13 protein-coding genes are annotated in these 18,868 nt (G+C 68.9%); 11 read left to right on the top strand and 2 right to left on the bottom strand.

What is annotated here, in order from left to right; all coding sequences use genetic code 11:
- Nucleotides 1-44 precede the first annotated feature (44 nt).
- Nucleotides 45-1,694: an IclR family transcriptional regulator gene (locus tag CFB41_RS23930; protein WP_089458124.1), complete on the top strand. Its 1,650-nt coding sequence runs from the start codon at nucleotides 45-47 to the stop codon at nucleotides 1,692-1,694.
- Nucleotides 1,695-2,542: 848 nt separating this feature from the next.
- Here the strand turns inward: CFB41_RS23930 and CFB41_RS23920 are convergent.
- A complete protein-coding gene (locus tag CFB41_RS23920; protein WP_021159229.1) occupies nucleotides 2,543-3,025 on the bottom strand; it encodes an Lrp/AsnC family transcriptional regulator in 483 nt (160 codons plus the stop codon).
- A 282-nt stretch (nucleotides 3,026-3,307) separates the two neighbouring features.
- Here CFB41_RS23920 and CFB41_RS23915 point away from each other — a divergent pair, with 282 nt between their 5' ends.
- The 4 genes from CFB41_RS23915 (at nucleotide 3,308) to CFB41_RS23900 (ending at nucleotide 7,887) form a co-directional block, all read left to right on the top strand.
- Complete coding sequence (locus tag CFB41_RS23915; RefSeq protein ID WP_089458122.1) at nucleotides 3,308-3,955, top strand: LysE family translocator; 648 nt, start codon at nucleotides 3,308-3,310, stop codon at nucleotides 3,953-3,955.
- Nucleotides 3,956-4,077: 122 nt separating this feature from the next.
- Nucleotides 4,078-5,253 (top strand): voltage-gated potassium channel protein, encoded by a 1,176-nt coding sequence (gene kch, locus CFB41_RS23910; RefSeq protein WP_089458976.1) that lies wholly within the window; start codon nucleotides 4,078-4,080, stop codon nucleotides 5,251-5,253.
- Between the two features lie 61 nt (nucleotides 5,254-5,314).
- Entirely contained in the window at nucleotides 5,315-5,746 is a 432-nt protein-coding gene (locus CFB41_RS23905) for a YqaA family protein (RefSeq protein ID WP_089458121.1), read from the top strand.
- A gap of 158 nt (nucleotides 5,747-5,904) precedes the next feature.
- Nucleotides 5,905-7,887, top strand: coding sequence for a methyl-accepting chemotaxis protein (locus CFB41_RS23900; RefSeq protein ID WP_089458120.1), 1,983 nt, complete (start codon nucleotides 5,905-5,907; stop codon nucleotides 7,885-7,887).
- 36 nt (nucleotides 7,888-7,923) lie between these two features.
- On the opposite strand, the gene CFB41_RS23895 is transcribed toward CFB41_RS23900, so the two are convergent.
- Nucleotides 7,924-9,579 (bottom strand): acyl-CoA synthetase, encoded by a 1,656-nt coding sequence (locus CFB41_RS23895; protein WP_089458119.1) that lies wholly within the window; start codon nucleotides 9,577-9,579, stop codon nucleotides 7,924-7,926.
- Nucleotides 9,580-9,747: 168 nt separating this feature from the next.
- On the opposite strand from CFB41_RS23895, the gene CFB41_RS23890 reads away from it, so the two are divergent.
- The 6 genes from CFB41_RS23890 to CFB41_RS23865 all read left to right on the top strand — a co-directional run bounded on the left by CFB41_RS23890 (nucleotide 9,748) and on the right by CFB41_RS23865 (nucleotide 18,851).
- Nucleotides 9,748-10,503: a Crp/Fnr family transcriptional regulator gene (locus tag CFB41_RS23890; protein WP_179250145.1), complete on the top strand. Its 756-nt coding sequence runs from the start codon at nucleotides 9,748-9,750 to the stop codon at nucleotides 10,501-10,503.
- Between the two features lie 228 nt (nucleotides 10,504-10,731).
- Entirely contained in the window at nucleotides 10,732-13,899 is a 3,168-nt protein-coding gene (locus CFB41_RS23885; protein WP_089458118.1) for an efflux RND transporter permease subunit, read from the top strand.
- A gap of 36 nt (nucleotides 13,900-13,935) precedes the next feature.
- Complete coding sequence (locus CFB41_RS23880) at nucleotides 13,936-15,165, top strand: efflux RND transporter periplasmic adaptor subunit (RefSeq protein ID WP_089442575.1); 1,230 nt, start codon at nucleotides 13,936-13,938, stop codon at nucleotides 15,163-15,165.
- A 5-nt stretch (nucleotides 15,166-15,170) separates the two neighbouring features.
- Nucleotides 15,171-16,691, top strand: a complete 1,521-nt coding sequence (locus tag CFB41_RS23875; protein WP_089458974.1) for an efflux transporter outer membrane subunit — start codon at nucleotides 15,171-15,173, stop codon at nucleotides 16,689-16,691.
- Nucleotides 16,692-16,719: 28 nt separating this feature from the next.
- Nucleotides 16,720-17,415: a heavy metal response regulator transcription factor gene (locus CFB41_RS23870; RefSeq protein WP_011355331.1), complete on the top strand. Its 696-nt coding sequence runs from the start codon at nucleotides 16,720-16,722 to the stop codon at nucleotides 17,413-17,415.
- A complete protein-coding gene (locus CFB41_RS23865; RefSeq protein ID WP_089458117.1) occupies nucleotides 17,412-18,851 on the top strand; it encodes a heavy metal sensor histidine kinase in 1,440 nt (479 codons plus the stop codon). The genes CFB41_RS23870 and CFB41_RS23865 overlap by 4 nt, the downstream gene beginning before the upstream one ends.
- The last annotated feature ends 17 nt before the right edge of the window (nucleotides 18,852-18,868 follow it).

Genomic DNA, 18,868 nt, shown 5'->3' with positions numbered 1-18,868 from the left:
GCGTCGGATACCATGCGGGGTTTCGTCAACGGAAGAATCATCGCGTGCAGAACCACGAAGTCAGCGCAGACGACGCGCCGCCCAAGGCGCAGCGCGGGATCCAGAGTGTCGAGGTCGGCGGCCGGCTGCTCGACGCGCTCGCGCGCCGGCGCAAGCCGCTCGGCCTGTCCGAGCTGGCCGCGGCGGCCGACCTGTCGACCGCGCAGGCGCACACCTATCTCGTCAGCCTGACGCGGCTCGCGCTCGTGAAGCGCGACGCGATCACCGGCAACTACGAGCCGGGCCCGTTGTCGCTGCGGCTCGGGTTGATGTCGATCGAGCGCCAGCCGGCCTATCGCGCGGCGCTGCCGCACGCGGCGCGGCTCGCGGAAGCGGTCGGCCTGAGTGTCGCGGTGTCGGTGCCGGGCGTGCTCGGGCCGACGATCGTGCGCATCGAGCACGGCGGCTATCCGCTGCACGTGAACCTGCATGTGGGCTCGGTGATGTCGCTCGACACGACGGCCACCGGCCGCGTGTTCCGCGCGTTCGGCGATCCCGCGCAACTCGATGCGATGGCGGCCAGCCAGGCCGGCGCCGGCGCCACGCTCGCGGGCGCCGAGCAGCCCGCGCCGGACGCCGGCGTGCCGCAGCAGGAACTCGACGCGATCCGCGCACGCGGTATCGAGCGCGGCGTCGACCTGCCGAGCCCCGGCGTCAGCGCGATGAGCGTGCCGGTATTCGACGAGCACGGCACGCTGCAACTCGCGTTGACGGTGATCGGTTCGACGGGCTCGATCGACGTCGACTGGGACGGCCCGATCGCGGCAGCGTTACGCGACGCGGCTCTTCAGGCAACCGCATCGCTCGGCGCGGCGCACGATGCGCCTCCGTCGGCGTCCGGCCCGGCCCCGGCCACCCCGCGTGTGCCGCCCGCACTGGCCGACGATGCGAAGGCGCAGCGCGGGATCAATGCCCTCGACAGCACCGGCGAACTGCTGCTCGCGCTAGTGTCGGCGGGCCGCGCGCTGCCGCTGCGCGATCTCGCGGCGGCCGCCGGCATGCCGGCCGCGAAGGCCTTTCCGCATCTCGTCAGCCTGCAGAAGATCGGCCTGCTGAGCCGCGACGACGCCGGCTGCTTCGGCGGCGGCCCGCTCGGGCAGGCGCTCGGCCTGATCGCGATGCAGCGCGTGTCGCCGACGCGCGACGCGGAAGCCGAGATCGTCGCGCTGGCCGGCGCGACCGACATGAGCGTCGCAGCCGCGACGCTGGGGCCGCTCGGCCCGACCGTGATCCGCCTCGAAGAGTCGGCGCGGCCGCAGCACGTGAGCCTGCAGGTCGGCACGGTGATGTCGCTCGTCAACACGGCGATCGGCCGGATCTTCGCGGCCGGCATGTCCGACGACGTACTGGCCGACCTGCTCGCCAACGAGCCCGTGCGCCTCGCGGGCCGCGCCGCCGCGCCGGCCGACGCGGCCTTCCGCGCGCGGCTCGCGACGATCCGCGCGGACGAACTCGATTTCGCGTTCGATGCGCCGGTGCCGGGCATCGGGACGGTCGCCGCGCCCGTGTTCGATCACACCGGCAGCATCCGGCTCGTGATCGCGATCATCGGCTCGTCGCGCGGCTTCCCGCGCGGGCCGGACAGCGAGCTCGCGCAGGCGTTGCTCGCCGCGACGCGGCGGCTGTCGTGGCGGTTCGGGTGGATCGGCGGATAGCCGTCCCCTTTTTTCTCTTCTTCGCTCTGCCAGACCGCGCCGCGAGGCGCCGCCTCGTCACGCGTGCGCGCCGGGCCTTTCCGGGGCGGGATGGCCGTATCAAGTGACATCGATATGAAGCCCCGCGCGACCGCGATCCATGTTGCATCAAGGCAACATAAACTGTCAGGAATTCTCATATAACGAAATCGCATTTCACAAAGCGGAGGTGTTTCGCTATGATTAGGGTTATCCCTAACTCGCCACCTATATGGGGCTTCGTCATGCAAACGTCTAACACCTCCGACCGTTCCACCGAATCCGCTGGCTGGCTCGCACGTATGGGCGAGCTGATTGCAGAAGCTTGGGCACTCCACCTCGAGAACTGCGAAGTCATCGCTGAAGCACACGCACGCCTGCCGCACTGAACGGCTCGGCCGGCCGCCAGCCGCGCTGGCCGCACGATGCCCCGCCTGATCCGCTTGCCCGGACGCGCGCCATGAGGTCGCGGCGTCGGGCAACGGGTTGCAAGGGAAGTCGTCGGAAACAGGCCGGGTAGTCTCGTTGAATGCGCGCCCCCCGTTTCAGGCGCGCGTTGAAGTTGCTTTAAAGCTGCTTTAAAGCCGATGCCGCGCCGATCAACCTCGGCGCGGTTTTGTCTGCCGGTTGCCCGGGCAGGCAACTGTTATCTCGCCAGCGCGTAAATCCGCCGGATCATCACGGACGGAAGATTCATCCGCGTGGCAGGCCCAGGCGCCGAACCGCGCCTCTGCGTGGCCCCTCTCCCGATTGCCGGCTTGCTCCGCGCTAAGGCGCAGCCCCATGCGCCGTCGTTTCAACGACGGCCGCACACGCTTCCCCGCCCCCCATCACACCTGAATCGACGGCACGTCCTTCATGCAGCGCAGCGCGAACATCGAGCGGCTGTGACGGATGCTCGAAATCTTGTACAGCTTTTCGCGCAGGAACCGCTCGTAGCCGGCCGTGCCGTCCACCGCGACCTTGATCCAGTAGTCGTACTCGCCCGACACGAGATAGGCCTCGAGCACCTCGGGCAGCGCGGCGAGTTCCTCGCCGAAGCGCGCGAGCGCGTCGTCCTCGTGGCGATCGAGCGTGACTTCGAGAATCACGATGTCCGCATAGCCCAGCTTGCGCTGATTGACGAGCGCGACGTAACCGTCGATGTAGCCGTCCACCTCCAGTTGCCGCGTGCGGTTCCAGCACGCGGTGGTCGACATGCCGATCTGTTCGGCCAGTTCGGCGTTCGACAGACGCGCATTTTTCTGCAGTGCGCCGAGGATCTTGCGGTCCTGGCTGTCGAGCGTTTTCGGCGAGCGTTCACGTGTGGCCATGGCAAAAGAATCATCTACTGGAAACCGGGATTCTATCTGAACGACATTCCGGATTTGTGTCGGTTTGTGTGGAAAAGCGGAAGCCTTTTAATCCGGCCCCTTGATATATTTTTACCCATGCCTGCTGTCCGGCACGTTCCCGCGACAACCCTTCGCACCGGGACGCACGGCCGCAATCACGAGTTGCGGTGCCGGCCGGCAGGCATGCGATTCCCCGCCGCCCGCGCGCCTATCCGGCCGCGCGGCTTCGGCGCCCGTGTTCCTGTTCCTGCCCTACCCGTCATGTCGTTCAGGCTTTACCTCTCGTTTCTCGCGGCTTCCGCCGTTCTCGTCTACGCCCCCGGCCCCGTCAACCTCCTCACCATGAACCAGGCGCTACGCGCCGGCTGGCGCCGCGCGCTGCCGTGCGTCTGGGGCGGCACGCTCGCCGTGCTGCTGCAACTCGCGCTGACCGCGCTGTGCCTGAATTCGCTCGTGCATCTCGACGAGCGCGCGCTGACCGTACTGCGCTGGGCCGGCGCGGCCTACCTCGTGTGGCTCGGCTGCAAGCAATGGCTCAGCCGTACGCCGGCCGGCGCACCCGCCGCCTCGGCCGGCCCCGCCGGAACGGCCGTGCCCGACACCGACTCGCACCGCGCGCTGTTCTGGCGCGGCGTGGCGACCTCGGGCCTGAATCCGAAGACGCTGCTGTTCTTCCCGTCGTTCTTTCCGCAGTTCATCAGCCCCGGCGCCGACTGGAGCCTGAACCAGCAGTTCCTGCTGCTCGCGGCGACGTTCGCGGTGCTGTTCGCGGGCGGCGTCGCGTCGATGGCGCTGTTCTCGCACCGGCTGAGCCGCGCGCTGCAGCGGCCCGCAAGGATGCGCGCGATGAACCGCGTGACGGGCGGGCTGCTCGTCGGAATGGGCGCGATCATGGTCGGCTGGAACTGACAGCGGCCGGGCGGCCGGCTTCATCGCGGCCACCGCCACGCCCCTCGAAAAAGCAGCCGATTGCCGAATGCTTTAGGGTAGCGGCTGTTTCGTTGGACATGCCCGGCCAGCCGGGCGACTGGATGAAGCCCCTCACTCCCCGCCTGCGGCGCCTGTTCGCGCCGATCGGCCTGCACTGGTATCTCGCTCTCCTCCTCGCGCTCGACGCGCTCATGGTGCTGCGCCCCGTCATCGAGCATGCCAGGCTCGGCGTGCATCACGCGTGGCTCGCCGATGCGCTGAACCTCGTCGACAACGCCGGGCTCGTCGTGTTGCCGCAAGTGGTCGTCGCGGCCGGCCTCGCGACGATGGCCATCGGCATCGTGCTGCGCGCCCGCGTCGCGTGGGTGCTGTCGATCCTGCTGCTGGTCGCGGCCGCCGCGATCAGCGTGCTCGGCGGCTACCGCAGCCACGCGGTGTTCGTCTACACGGCCGTGCTGGTCGTCGCGCTGCTGTATTACTGGCGGCACTTCGACCGCGCGAGCGTCGCCGCAAGCAGCCTGTTCGCGTTGCTGAGCATCGTGTCGCTGCTGATCTACGCGACCTTCGGCGTGCTGTATCTCGGCGACGAATTCACGCCGCCCGTCCACGATCTCGCCACGGCCGTCTATTTCTCGATCGTGTCGATGTCGACGGTTGGCTACGGCGACATCGTCCCGCACGCGCCGACCGCACGCCTGTTCACCGCGTCGGTGATCGTGCTCGGCATCACGGTGTTCGCGACGTCGATCAGCGCGGTCGTCGGCCCCGTGATCGGCGGCAATCTGAAACGGATCGTCAAGGGAGGCATTTCGAACGTGATCCGCAAGCATCATTACCTGATCGTCGGCGCGACACCCGTCGCGCATGCGGTGCACGACGGGCTGCGCAAGCGCGGCTACGCGGTGACCGTCGTCGTGCCGGCCGGCGTCGAGCACAACTATCCGGCCGCGACCGACCTGATCGTCGGCGATGCGACCGACCACGCGGTGCTGGAACGCGCCGGCGCGGCGACCGCGCGGGCGGTGCTCGCGCTGCGTTCCGACGATGCCGAGAACGCCTTCATCATCCTCGCGATCCGCGAGATCGCCCCGTCGGTACGCATGGTCGCGCTCGTGAACCAGCAGCGCAACCTCGAGCGGCTGCGCCTGCTGAAACCCGACATGGTGTTCTCGCCGCAGCAGCTGGCGGGCGAACTGCTGGCCAGCACGCTCAACGACGAACCCGTCGACAAATCGCTGATCTCGCACCTGCTGTTCGGCACGGCCGACGCCGCATGACCGTGTGACCGCACGACCCTGAGCCCCGGATTGGCCGGTGCGTGCCCGGTACAATCGCGCGATGTCCGAATTGCTCACTTACGGCGGCCTGTTCGCCGTGTCGATGGTCGCCGCGACCCTGTTCCCGCTCCAGTCCGAAGCCGTGCTCGCCGGCCTGCTGCTCGCCGGGCGCGAACCCGTGTGGGCGCTGGTGCTCGTCGCGAGCATCGGCAACGTCGCCGGCTCGGTGATCAACTGGGCGCTCGGGCGCGGCATCGAGCACTTCCGCGAGCGCCGCTGGTTTCCCGTCAAGCCCGCCGCGCTCGCGCGCGCCGAGCGCTGGTATGCGCGCTACGGCCGCTGGTCGCTGCTGCTGAGCTGGGCGCCCGTGATCGGCGATCCGCTGACGATGATCGCCGGCGTGCTGCGCGAGCCGCTGCCGTCGTTCCTCACGATCGTCACCGTCGCGAAGGTCGCGCGGTATCTCGCGATCGCGTGGCTCGTGACGCACTGACACCCGCTTCCCGTCGCCCGCCCGCGCGGCAGCCGCACCGGCTAACGTTGCCATCGACGACGCGCCGCTAAAGATTTCGCCGAAGTTGCCGTATTAACCGGACGACTAGCGGTGACGCGTGCGTTCCGCCCCCTCTCCCTCCCCACTCAGGATGTTCCATGAGATTGACTCAATTGGGCCGGGTGAGCGTCGGCGCGCGTCTCGCGGCGCTGGCGTGCGCACTCGTCGCCGTGCTGTTTACCGTGTTCGCGTGGACGCTCGCCCATTTCGCCGGCCAGCAACTGGCTGAAGAAGCCCACATGCGGATCGTCGACAAGGAACAGTCGATCCGCGCAATGGTCGACCTGTTCGACAAGGCGCTGACCGCCGAAGCGAACCGCTCGATGTCGCTGTTCGCGAGCTTCCTGCCGCCCGATTTCACGCTCGACCCGGCGCGCACCGTCGATATCGGCGGCGTCGCCGCGCCGACCTTGCTCGCGGGCGGCCAGCCGCTCGACCTCGACTATTCGATTCCCGACCAGTTCCTGAAGAAAAGCGGCGCGATCGCGACGATCTTCGCGCGCGACGGCGACGATTTCGTGCGCATCACGACGTCGCTGAAGAAGCAGGACGGCGCGCGTGCCGTCGGCACGAAACTCGACCGGGCCGGCCCCGCGTACGCACCGCTCGTCGCCGGACGCAGCTACACGGGCCTCGCGAAGCTGTTCGGCCGGCCGTACATCACGCAGTACAAGCCGGTGACCGATGCGACCGGCCGCGTGATCGGCGCGCTGTTCGTCGGCCTCGACATCGGCGCCGAACTCAAGCTCGTCGAGGATGGCATCCGCGCGCTGAAGATCGGCGACAACGGCTACTACTTCGTGCTCGATGCGTCGCAGGGCCCGTCGCGCGGCACCTTCGTCGTGCATCCGGATGCCGACGGCCAGCGTGCCGACGACACGCGCGCGCCGTATGCGCAGATGCTCGCGGCCGGCCAGGGGCGGCTCGCGTACACGTCGACCGACCCGGCCGCGCACGATGGCGGCCCGACCGCGAAATTCGTGTCGTTCACGACGATTCCGCAATGGCAGTGGCTCGTCGGCGGCATCGCGCTCGACGACGAACTGCTCGCCACCATGCGCGCCACCCGCAACCGCTTCCTGATGATCGGCGCCGTGCTCGTCGCCGCGTTCGCGACGCTGTTCGTCATCGTGGTACGCCGCGTCGTGAGCCGGCCGCTCGATGCGGCGGCACGGGCCTCCGAGCGCTACGCGGCGGGCGATCTCAGCGTGCGCATCCGGGATGGCGCGGCCACGCGCGGCCAGGCGGGCGACGACGAGATCGGCCGGCTCGTGCAGGCGGTCGACGGGATCGGCGACGGCCTCGCGCGGATCGTCGCCCAGGTGCGCAACAGCTCCGCCGACATCGCGCGCGGCACGGTCGACATCGCCGCCGGCAGCAGCGACATCGCCGCGCGGATCGCGACGCAGGCGAGCAGCGTCGAACAGACGGCCGCCAGCATGGAACAGATCACCGCCGCCGTGCAGCAGAGTGCCGAGCACGCGGCGCAAGCCAATGCGCTGGTCGCGGATGCGTCGGCCGCCGCGACGAACGGCGACGCCGCGGTGCAGCGCGTGGTCGCGACGATGGACGACATCGGCCGCGCGACGCGCCGGATCGCCGAGATCACGGGCACGATCGAAGGCATCGCGTTCCAGACCAACATCCTGGCGCTGAACGCGGCCGTCGAGGCGGCGCGCGCGGGCGAACACGGCAAGGGCTTCGCGGTGGTCGCGGCCGAAGTGCGCGCACTTGCACAGCGCAGTGCGGCGGCGGTCAAGGAGATCGACGCGCTGAGCGCCGAGTCGTCGACGACCGTCGAACAGGGCTACCGGATCGCGGAGGCCGCACGCGGCACGATGCGCGACATCGTCGCGCGCGTCGACCAGGTCAGCACGCTGATCGGCGAGATCAGCGCCGCGTCGCGCGAACAGTCGACCGGTATCGAGCAGGTGAACCTGGCGGTCACGCAGATCGGCGACGCGACGCAGCAGAACGCGATGCTGATCTCGGATGCCGAACGCGCGGCCGTCGCGCTGCGCGACCAGGCCGCGCACCTGTCGGACGCGGTCAGCGTGTTCCGGCTCGAGCGGAGTGCGTGACGAAGCACGGATGGCCGGCCAAGGCCGGCCCATCGCCTACTTCTTGTCGTCGCCCGCCAGATCGATCGCCTTGTCCGATCCCACCGCATTGCGCAGCTGGAACTTCTGGATCTTGCCGGTCGATGTTTTCGGCAGTTCACCGAACCGCACGGCCTTCGGCACCTTGAAGCCCGCGAGCAGCGCCTTGCAATGCGCGACGATCTCCGCCTCGGTCACGCTCGCGCCTTCACGCAGCTCGACGAACGCGCACGGCACCTCGCCCCATTTCGGGTCGGGCATCGCGACGACGGCCGCCACCGCCACCGCGGGGTGCCGGTACAGCGCATCCTCGACCTCGATGCTCGAGATGTTCTCGCCGCCTGAGATGATGATGTCCTTCTTGCGATCCTTGATCCGGATATAGCCGTCCGGCATCAGCACCGCGAGATCGCCGGTATGGAACCAGCCGCCGTGGAACGCGTCGTCGGTCGCCTTCGGGTTCTTCAGGTAGCCCTTCATGCAGATGTTGCCGCGGAACATGATCTCGCCGAGCGTCTCGCCATCGGCCGGCACCGGCGCCATCGTGTCGGGATCGAGCACCGTCGCGCCCGCTTCCAGGTGATAGCGCACGCCCTGGCGCGCGTTGAGCCGCGCGCGCTCGTCGTCGCTCAGTGTCTCCCAGTGCGACTGCTTCGCGCACACGGTCGCCGGGCCGTAGACCTCAGTCAGCCCGTACACGTGCAGCAGGTCGAAGCCGATCTCCTTCATCTTCGCGATCACGGCCGGCGCGGGCGCCGCGCCCGCGACCATCGCGTGCACCGTGTGATCGATGCCTTCGCGGAATTCGGCCGGCGCATTCGCGATCGCGCTCTGCACGATCGGCGCGCCGCAATAGTGCGTGATGCGTTCGCGGCGGATCAGGTCGAACACCGTCTTCGCATCGAACTTGCGCAGGCAGACGTTCACGCCCGCGCGCGCCGCGACGGCCCACGGGAAGCACCAGCCGTTGCAGTGGAACATCGGCAGCGTCCACAGGTAGACGGCGTGCTTCGGCATGTCCCATTCGAGGAGGTTGCTGACCGCCGCGAGATACGCGCCGCGATGGTGGTAGACGACGCCCTTCGGGTCGCCGGTCGTGCCGGACGTGTAGTTCAGCGCGATCGCCTCCCATTCGTCGGCGGGCGGCGTCCACGCGTAGTCGGCGTCGCCGCTCGCGACGAGCGCCTCGTAGTCGGTTGCGCCCGCGAAGCGCGCGGGATCGGCCGGCATCGCATCGGCCACGCTGACGATCTTCAGCCCCGGCACCTCGAGCGCCGCGCGATGCGCGAACTCCGCATACTCGGTGTCGACGATCAGCACCTTCGCCTCGCCATGGCGCAGCATGAACAGCACCGACGACACGTCGAGCCGCGTGTTGATCGTGTTCAGCACCGCGCCGGCCATCGGCACGCCGAAGTGCGCCTCGACCATCGCCGGAATGTTCGGCAGCATCGCCGCGACCGTGTCGCCGCGCTCGACGCCGAGCCGTGCGAGCGCGCTCGCCAGTTGCTTCGCGCGCGTGTAGGTTTCGGCCCAGGTGCGGCGCACGTCGCCGTGCACGATCGCGAGGCGCTCGCCGTAGACTTCGGCCGTCCTGACCAGGAAGTCGATCGGGGTGAGCGGTACGTAATTCGCGTCGCGGCGGCCGAGTCCGGCCTCGAACATCTGCGTCATGATCCTGTCTCCCGTGTCCTGTCGACCGGGGCGCAGCCACCCCGGATCGTTTTGATGTGGTTCAATTGCCGACAGCCTAACGGGCGCTATTGTGAGCCGTCTGTCATCGAAACGACAGAGTGCCTTTCACGCGCTGCGCGTTATCCCTATCCTCGCAAACCCGCACCCATGCACGACCCTCTCGCCGCATCGCCCGACGCGCCCGCCCACCCGGCCGACGCCCTGCCCGAACCGGGCCCGCTGCCGGCGCTGGCCACGCTGTTCGGCCAGTGCGCGTGGTTCCGCACGCTCGCACCCGAGCACCAGGCGCTCGTGCTCGCGCAGTCGCGCGTCGAGCAGTGCGAGGCCGGCGACGTGATCGCGCATCGGCTCGCGCCCTCCGAATACTGGATCGGCGTGCACCGCGGGCTGCTGAAGCTCGCGATCTTCAATGCGTCGGGGCGCGGCTGCACGTTCTCCGGCGTGCCGTCGGGCGGCTGGTTCGGCGAAGGCAGCGTGATCAAGCGCGAGCTGCGCAAGTACGAGATCGTCGCGATCCAGCGCTCGACCGTGCTGTTCGTGCCGGTCGACACGTTCCATGCATTGCTCGACACGAGCCTGCCGTTCACGCGCTTCGTGATCCACCAGCTGAACAACCGGATGGGCGAGTTCATCGCGTCGATCCAGAACAGCCGGCTGCTGGACGTCGACGCACGCGTCGCGCAGGCGCTCGCGCAGCTCTTCAACCCCGCCCTGTACCCGGACACCGGCCCGTCGCTGTCGATCTCGCAGGAGGAACTGGGGATGCTCGTCGGCGTATCGCGACAGCGCATCAACCAGGCGCTGCAGCAGCTCGAGAAGCTCGGCGCGCTGCGGCTCGCGTACAACCAGATCGACGTCGTCGATCTCGGTGCGCTGGCGCGCGTCGGGATGGAGCAGATCTGAGCGCGCGCCGATGAACGGAATCGCCATCGACGCAGCATTTCCATCCGGTATCACGGCCGTTTTCCGGTCGTCACGCCGCACCGCGTTTCCTCTGCTGAATCGGCCATCGCGCGCGATGCGTCAACCTGACAATTCCGCCAGTTTCGCGACAGTAACCCGTTCCACGCCGACGCCTATCATTCGGGTTCCCTTTATCCACGCCTGATCACCGCCCGTCCCGCTGCCTCCATGTGGATCGTCAATCTCGCGCTCAAGCGCCCCTACACGTTCATCGTGATGGCCATCATGATCGTGCTGGCCACCCCGCTTGCGCTGATGCGCACGCCGGTCGACGTGCTGCCCGCGATCAACATTCCCGTGATCAGCGTCATCTGGAATTACAGCGGCTTCTCCGCGACCGAGATGACGAACCGCATCACGTCCGTGCATGAGCGGATCCTGACGACGACCGTCAACAACATCCAGCACGTCGAATCGACGTCGCTGCCCGGCATCGCGGTCGTGAAGGTGTTCCTGCAGCCGGGCGCGAACGTGCAGACGGCGATCGCGCAGACGGTCTCGTCCGCGCAGGCGATCGTGCGGCAGATGCCGCAGGGCGCGACGCCGCCGCTCGTGATCACCTATTCGGCGTCGAGCATCCCGGTGATCCAGCTCGGGCTGTCGAGCAAGACGCTCAGCGAACAGTCGCTCGCCGACATCGCGCTCAACTTCCTGCGCCCGCAACTGATCACGGTGCCGGGCGTGCAGATCCCGTTCCCGTACGGCGGCCGCACGCGCGTGGTTGCGATCGACCTCGATCCGCAGGCGCTGCAGTCGAAGGGGCTCACGCCCGCCGACATCGTCAACGCGGTCAACGCGCAGAACCTCGTGCTGCCGACCGGCACCGCGAAGATGGGCCAGACCGAATACCGGATCGACACGAACGCGTCGGCCGACACCATCGCCGACATCAGCAGCCTGCCGGTCCAGACCATCAACGGCGCGACGACCTACCTGCGCGAGGTGGCGTCGGTGCGCGACGGCTTCGCGCCGCAGACCAACGTCGTGCGCCAGAACGGCCAGCGCGGCGTGCTCATCTCGATCCTGAAGAGCGGCGACGCGTCGACGCTCAAGGTCGTGTCGGACCTGAAGGCGCTGCTGCCGAAGGTGATCCCGACGCTGCCCGAAGGGCTCACGATCACGCCGCTGTTCGACCAGTCGGTGTTCGTCAACGCGGCCGTCCAGGGCGTGATCCACGAGGCGCTGATCGCCGCCGTGCTGACCGCGATGATGATCCTGCTGTTCCTCGGCAACTGGCGCAGCACGCTGATCATCGCGATCTCGATCCCGCTGTCGATCTTCACGTCGCTGATCGCGCTGTCCGCGCTCGGCGAGACCATCAACATCATGACGCTCGGCGGGCTCGCGCTCGCGGTCGGGATTCTCGTCGACGATGCGACCGTGACGATCGAGAACATCGAGCGGCACCTGCATCTCGGCACCAACCTGCACGACGCGATCCTCGAAGGCGCCGGCGAGATCGCGGTGCCCGCGTTCGTGTCGACGCTGTGCATCTGCATCGTGTTCGTGCCGATGTTCTTCCTGACGGGCGTCGCGCGCTTCCTGTTCGTGCCGCTCGCGGAAGCGGTCGTGTTCGCGATGCTCGCGTCGTACGTGCTGTCGCGCACGCTGGTGCCGACGCTCGCGATGCTGCTGTTCCGCCCGCAGCAGGCCAGCACCGGCCCCGGCCATGCGACCTCGCGCTTCGCGCGCATCCATCACGCGTTCAACGCGGCGTTCGAGCGGCTGCGGGCGTGGTACATCGTGCTGCTCAGCATCCTGCTGGTGCGCCGCCGCTTCTACGCGATGTGCTTCCTCGGCTTCTGCGTGCTGTCGACGGGCCTCGTGTTCGTGCTCGGCCGCGACTTCTTCCCGAATGCGGATTCCGGCAACATCCGGCTGCACATGCGCGCGCCGACCGGCTACCGGATCGAGGAAACCGCGCGCCTCGCCGACCAGGTCGAGCGCGTGATCCGCGAGACCGTGCCGCCCGACGAGCTCGGCGCGCTCGTCGACAACCTCGGCCTGCCGGTGAGCGGCATCAACCTGTCGTACAGCAACGCGGGCACGATCGGCACGCTCGACGGCGAGCTGCTGATCGCGCTGAAGCCCGGCCACCGCGCGACGCAGCACTACGTGCAGGCGCTGCGCAAAGTGCTGCCCGAGCGCTTCCCGGGCGTCGAGTTCTTCTTCCAGCCGTCGGACATCATCACGCAGATCCTCAACTTCGGCCAACCGGCCGCGATCGACCTGCAGGTGCTCGGCAACGATCTCGCGAGTAACATGACTATCGCGAGCAGCCTGATGAAAAAGATCAGGCAAATCCCCGGCGCCGTCGACGTGCACGTGCTCCAACGCAACGACGAACCAACCCTGCTGGCCGACATGGACCGTACGCGCATGCAGCAGCTCAACCTCTCCGCGCAGAACGTCGCGCAGAACATGCTGATCTCGCTGTCCGGCAGTTCCCAGACCACGCCGTCGTTCTGGATCAACCCGCGCACCGGCGTCCAGTACCCGCTGCAGATCCAGACCCCGCAATACAACCTCGCGTCGGTCGACGACCTGCTCGGCACGCCGATCTCGGCGAGCGGCCGCACGGGCATGCCGCTGCAGCTGCTCGGCAACCTCGTGCAGGTGCGCAGCACCGCGAACCCGGCCGTGATCACGCACTACAACATCCGCCCGGCGATCGACGTGTACGTGAGCGTCGAAGGCCGCGACCTCGGCGCGGTGGCAGGCGAGATCGACCGCATCGTGTCGGATGCGCACGCGACGCTGCCGCGCGGCACCGAGCTGACGATGCGCGGCCAGATCGAGACGATGCGCACGTCGTATATCGGCCTCGGCGCGGGCGTCGCCATGGCGATCGTGCTGGTCTACCTGCTGATCGTCGTCAATTTCCAGTCGTGGCTCGACCCGCTGATCATCATCAGCGCGATGCCGGCCGCGCTCGCCGGCATCGTCTGGATGCTGTTCATCACCGGCACGCACCTGAGCGTGCCCGCGCTGACAGGCGCGATCATGACGGTGGGCGTCGCGACCGCGAACAGCATCCTGGTCGTGTCGTTCGCGCGCCAGCGCCTCGCGGACGGCGCGCCGCCGCTCACCGCCGCGCTGGAAGCCGGCGCGACGCGGATCCGGCCGGTGCTGATGACGGCGCTCGCGATGATCATCGGGATGGTGCCGATGGCGCTCGGTCTCGGCGAAGGCGCCGAGCAGAATGCGCCGCTCGGCCGCGCGGTGATCGGCGGGCTGCTGTTCGCGACCGTGTCGACCCTCCTGTTCGTGCCGCTGGTGTTCGGCGGCGTGCATGCGCGGCTGGCCCGCCGGCGTGCGCGCCAGGCCGGCCACTGACTTTCGTCCCACTACCCGGTTGATTTGGTTGAATTCATGGAAGAGAAACATCACAGCGCCGTCGGCATCCAGGTGGACGAACACGGCATGCACCTGCCGACACGGTCGTCGGTGTCGCGACGCGGGAAAATCGTCCTGGTCGTGATCGGCGTGCTGCTGGCCGCCGGCGCGGCGCGCACGATCGTCGTCAACGTGCTGAACCACAGCCGGCTCGACGCGGTCGCCGAGCAGAACACGCGCCAGTACGTGACCATCGCGCATCCGGTCGATGCGGCCACCGGCGGCAAGCTGACGCTGCCCGGCACGCTGCGCGGCTTCGTCGAGGCGCCGATCTATGCCCGCGCGAGCGGCTACGTGCTGCGCTGGCAGGCCGACATCGGCGCGCACGTGAAGCAGGGCCAGACGCTTGCCGAACTCGACACGCCCGAGCTGAACCAGGAACTCGCGCAGGCCACCGCGCAGCGCCAGCAGGCGCAAGCCGCGCTCGCGCTCGCGAAGACCTCGTTCGACCGTGCGCAGCAGTTGCGCCAGCGCGATGCCGTCTCGCAGCAGGAACTCGACGACCGGCAAGGCGCGTTCAACCAGGGCACCGCGAACCTCGCCGCGGCCGATGCGAACATGCGCCGCCTCACCGAGCTGAAAGGCTTCCAGCGGATCGCCGCGCCGATCGACGGGATCGTCACGCAGCGCAACGTCGACGTGGGCGATCTCGTCAGCTCCGGCAACGCGGGCCGCTCGCTGTTCACGGTCGTGCAGGCCGACCGGCTGCGCCTCTACGTGCAGGTGCCGCAGGCGTACGCGCAGCAGGTGAAGGTCGGCCAGCACGTGAGCGTCGCGCAGGCCGAGCTGCCGGGCCGGACCTTCGACGGGACGGTCACGCGCACGTCGGAGGCGATCGACGTCGCGACGCGCTCGCTGCAGATCGAGATCACGCTGCCGAACCCGGACGGCCGGCTGCTGCCCGGCGCGTACGTGCAGGCGACGCTGCCGATGACACCGGTCGGCCGCCTGCAGGTGCCGGCCAATACGTTGCTGTTCCGCGCCGAAGGCCCGACGGTCGCCACCGTCGACGCGAACGGCCAGGTGCGCCTGAAGCAGGTGACGGTCGTGCGCACGATCGGGCAGACGCTCGAAGTCGACGGCCCGCTCACGCCGAACGACCGCCTGGTCACCAACCCGAGCGACGCGCTCGCGAACGGCGACCCGGTGATCGTCACGGCGCCGGCCGCCAAGCCGGCCTCCGGCGCCGCGGAGGCGAAGTCGTGATCGCGATGCGCCCCCGCCGGCGGCCTGCCGCCGTCTCCATCACGTCGATTGCGCTCGCCGCCGCGCTCGCCGGCTGCACGGTCGGCCCCGATTACACGCGGCCCGACGTCGACACGCCGGCCGCGTGGCGGCTCGACCCGGCGGATGCGTACTGGCACCCGGCCGCGCCGGCCCGCGCGCCGCTCGACCCGGCATGGTGGACCGCGTTCGGCGATCCGCAGCTCGATGCGCTGGAAGCCGACGCGCTGCGCAACAACCAGACCCTGAAAGCCGTCGCCGCGCGCTACGACCAGGCGAAGGCGACGCTCGCGTCGGTCGCCTCGGCGCAGTATCCGGCCGTCGGCCTGAATGCGAGCGGCCAGCGCTTCAAGATCTCCGCCGACCGGCCGCAAACCAACTACGCGACGAAAAGTGCATCGACCGTGCAGAACGACATCCAGGTCGGCGCGGCCGTCAGCTACGAACTCGACCTGTTCGGCCGCGTGCGGCGCAGCGTTGAATCCGCGCAGGCGAGCACCGAGCAGGCCGGCGACGATTTCGCGAACGCGCGCCTGGTGCTGACCGCCAATCTCGCGTCGAGCTATTTCGCGCTGCGCGAATTCGACACCGAGATCGACGTCGTCAAGCGCTCGATCGACCTGCAGCAAAAGGCGCTCGACTACGTGAGCGCGCGCCACGACCTCGGCGCGGTGTCGGGCCTCGACCTGCTGCAGCAGCGCGCGCAGCTCGACGCGACGCGCACGCAGGCGCAATTGCTGCTCCAGCAGCGCGTGCAGGTCGAAACCGCGATCGCGACGCTGGTCGGCACACCGGCCCCCGCCTTCTCGATCGCACCGCGCGTCGTGCCGATCAACGCGCCGGCGCTGCCGACCGGCCTGCCGAGCGACATGCTGCAGCGGCGGCCCGACGTCGCGTCGGCCGAGCGCGCGATGGCCGCCGCGAATGCGCAGATCGGCGTCGCGCGCGCCGCGTATTTCCCGCGCATCACGCTGTCGCCCGATATCGGCTGGGACGCGACGCGCTTCGCCGGCCTGTTCACCGTGCCGGCGTTGCTGTGGTCGGTCGGCGGGTCGCTCAGCCAGCCGCTGTTCGAAGGCGGCAAGCTGAAAGCCGGCGTCGATTTCGCGCAGGCCGGCTACGTCGCCGCGCAGGCCAGCTACCGGCAGACCGTGCTCACCGCGTTCCAGGAGGTGCAGAATGCGGTCACGGGCCTGTCGGTGCTCGCCGAGGCGGCGCAGCAGGCGTCCGCCGCCGTCGACGACGCGCGCAAGCTCGTGTCGCTCGCGCAGGATCGCTACGCGGGCGGCCTGACGCCGTTCATCGACGTGCTGACGGCACAACAGCAGTTGCTGACGAGCGAGCGGCAGGCCGTGCAGATCCAGGGCCAGCGCGCAGCGCTCGTCGTGTTTCTCGCGAAGGCGCTGGGCGGCGGCTGGGATGGCCATGCCGCGGGCGGCCCCGCATCGACCGAGGTCGCCACGGCAGCGCCGGCGGCGGCCCCGGCCGCGGCGCCCCCGAGCCCTTAACCGGATTACCCGGACAACGGATTCGCACATGAAAGTCCTGATCGTCGAAGACGAACCGAAAGTCGTTGAATACCTGAAGAGCGGCCTGACCGAGGAAGGCTGGGTCGTCGACACAGCCCTCGACGGCGAGGACGGCGCGTGGAAAGCCGTCGAATTCGACTACGACGTGGTCGTGCTCGACGTGATGCTGCCGAAGCTGGACGGCTTCGGCGTGCTGCGGGCACTGCGCGCGCAGAAGCAGACGCCCGTCATCATGCTGACCGCGCGCGACCGCGTCGACGACCGCGTGCGGGGCTTGCGCGGCGGCGCCGATGACTACCTGACCAAGCCGTTCTCGTTCCTCGAGCTGATCGAGCGGCTGCGCGCGCTGACGCGCCGCGCGCGCGTGCAGGAATCGACGCTGATCTCGATCGGCGACCTGCGCGTCGACCTGATCGGCCGCCGCGCCACGCGCGACGGCACGCGGCTCGACCTGACCGCGCAGGAATTCCAGCTGCTCGGCGTGCTCGCCCGCCGCAGCGGCGAGGTGCTGTCGAAGACGACCATCGCCGAACTCGTGTGGGACGTGAACTTCGACAGCAACGCGAACGTCGTCGAAACGGCGATCAAGCGCCTGCGCGCGAAACTCGACGGCCCGTTCACCGACAAGCTGCTGCACACGATCCGCGGCATGGGCTACGTGCTCGAGGCGCGCGAGGACGGCGACACCGAGAGGCCCGCATGAAACGCTCGATCGTCCTGCGGCTGTCGGCGATGTTCGGCATCGTGTCGCTGCTCGTGTTCACGCTGGTGGGCTGCGGGCTGTTCGTGATCATGGAGCGCCAGCTGTTCGCCGAGCTGCGCGCGACGCTCGACACGCGCACCAAGGTGGCCGAGATGATCGTGTCGCATGCGACCACGGCCATGCGCGGGCGTCTCATGCAGGAAAAACTCGCCGACCTCGAACCGCCCGACGGCTCGACGCACTACCAGGTCGACAGCCCGAACCCGGATTTCCGCTTCGGCACGCCCGTCGACGGCGTGCCCGTCGGCGCACCGTCCGGCGCGTTCCAGCGCTACGCGCTGAACCACAGCACCTACGACGTGATGACGAAGACCGTCACGGTGGCCGGCAACGGCGAGCGGCCCCCGCTGAAGCTGATCGTCGCCAGCTCGTGCGAGCGCACGCAGCGGATGCTGCGCCGCTTCGGCTGGACGCTCGCCGGGCTGATCACGATCGCGACGATCATCACGCTGCTGCTGAGCCGCGCGGTGGCCCGCTTCGGGCTCGCGCCGCTCGACCGGCTGTCGCAGGACGCCTCCGCGATCAGCCTCGCGAATCGCCGCCAGCGGCTACAGACCGACGCGCTGCCGCCCGAGCTGCGCGATCTCGCCACGTCGTTCAATGGTGCGCTCGACCGTATCCAGCAAACCTACGCGCGGCTCGAGGCGTTCAACGCGGACGTCGCGCACGAGTTGCGCACGCCGATCAGCATCCTGATCGGCCAGACCCAGGTCGCGCTGACGAGCCGCGACCGCACGGTCGAGCGGATGGAGCGGACGCTGCAGTCGAACCTCGAGGAATTCGAGCGGCTGCGCGTGATCATCAACGACATGCTGTTCCTGTCGCGCAGCGACCGCGGCGAACGCGCGACCGACCTGAAGGACGTGTCGCTCGCCGACGAAGTGCGGCGCATGCTCGACTTCCTCGAAATCCCGCTCGACGAAGCGCAGTTGCGCGCCGAGCTGCACGGCGACGCGCGCGCGGCCGTCGATCCGTCGCTGTTCCGCCGCGCGATGACGAACCTGCTGATCAACGCGATCCAGCACTCGGCGCCCGGCGCGACGGTCGGCGTGACGATCGTGCGTCGCGACACGCTGGTCGAAGTGTCCGTCGCGAATCCCGGCGAGCCGATCGATCCCGCCCGGCGCTCGCACGTGTTCGAGCGCTTCTACCGGCTCGAGGAAGCGCGCGCGAACAGCAAGGAGAACCACGGGCTGGGGCTGTCGATCGTCAAGGCCGTGGCCGAGATGCACGGCGGCAGCGTATTCGTCGCGTGTTCGGGCGGCGTCAACACGTTCGGCTTCTCGGTATCGACGAAACCCTGCGCCGGCGGCCCGCTGCCTCCGGCCGACCGGCACGAGACCCGGCCGGCGCACGCGCCGAGCGCGCTGCACTGACGGCGGCCGCGCGACCG

The organism is Burkholderia sp. AU33803, from assembly GCF_002223095.1.
Taxonomy (GTDB): Bacteria; Pseudomonadota; Gammaproteobacteria; order Burkholderiales; family Burkholderiaceae; genus Burkholderia.
This window is presented reverse-complemented; position numbering and strand designations above follow the sequence as displayed.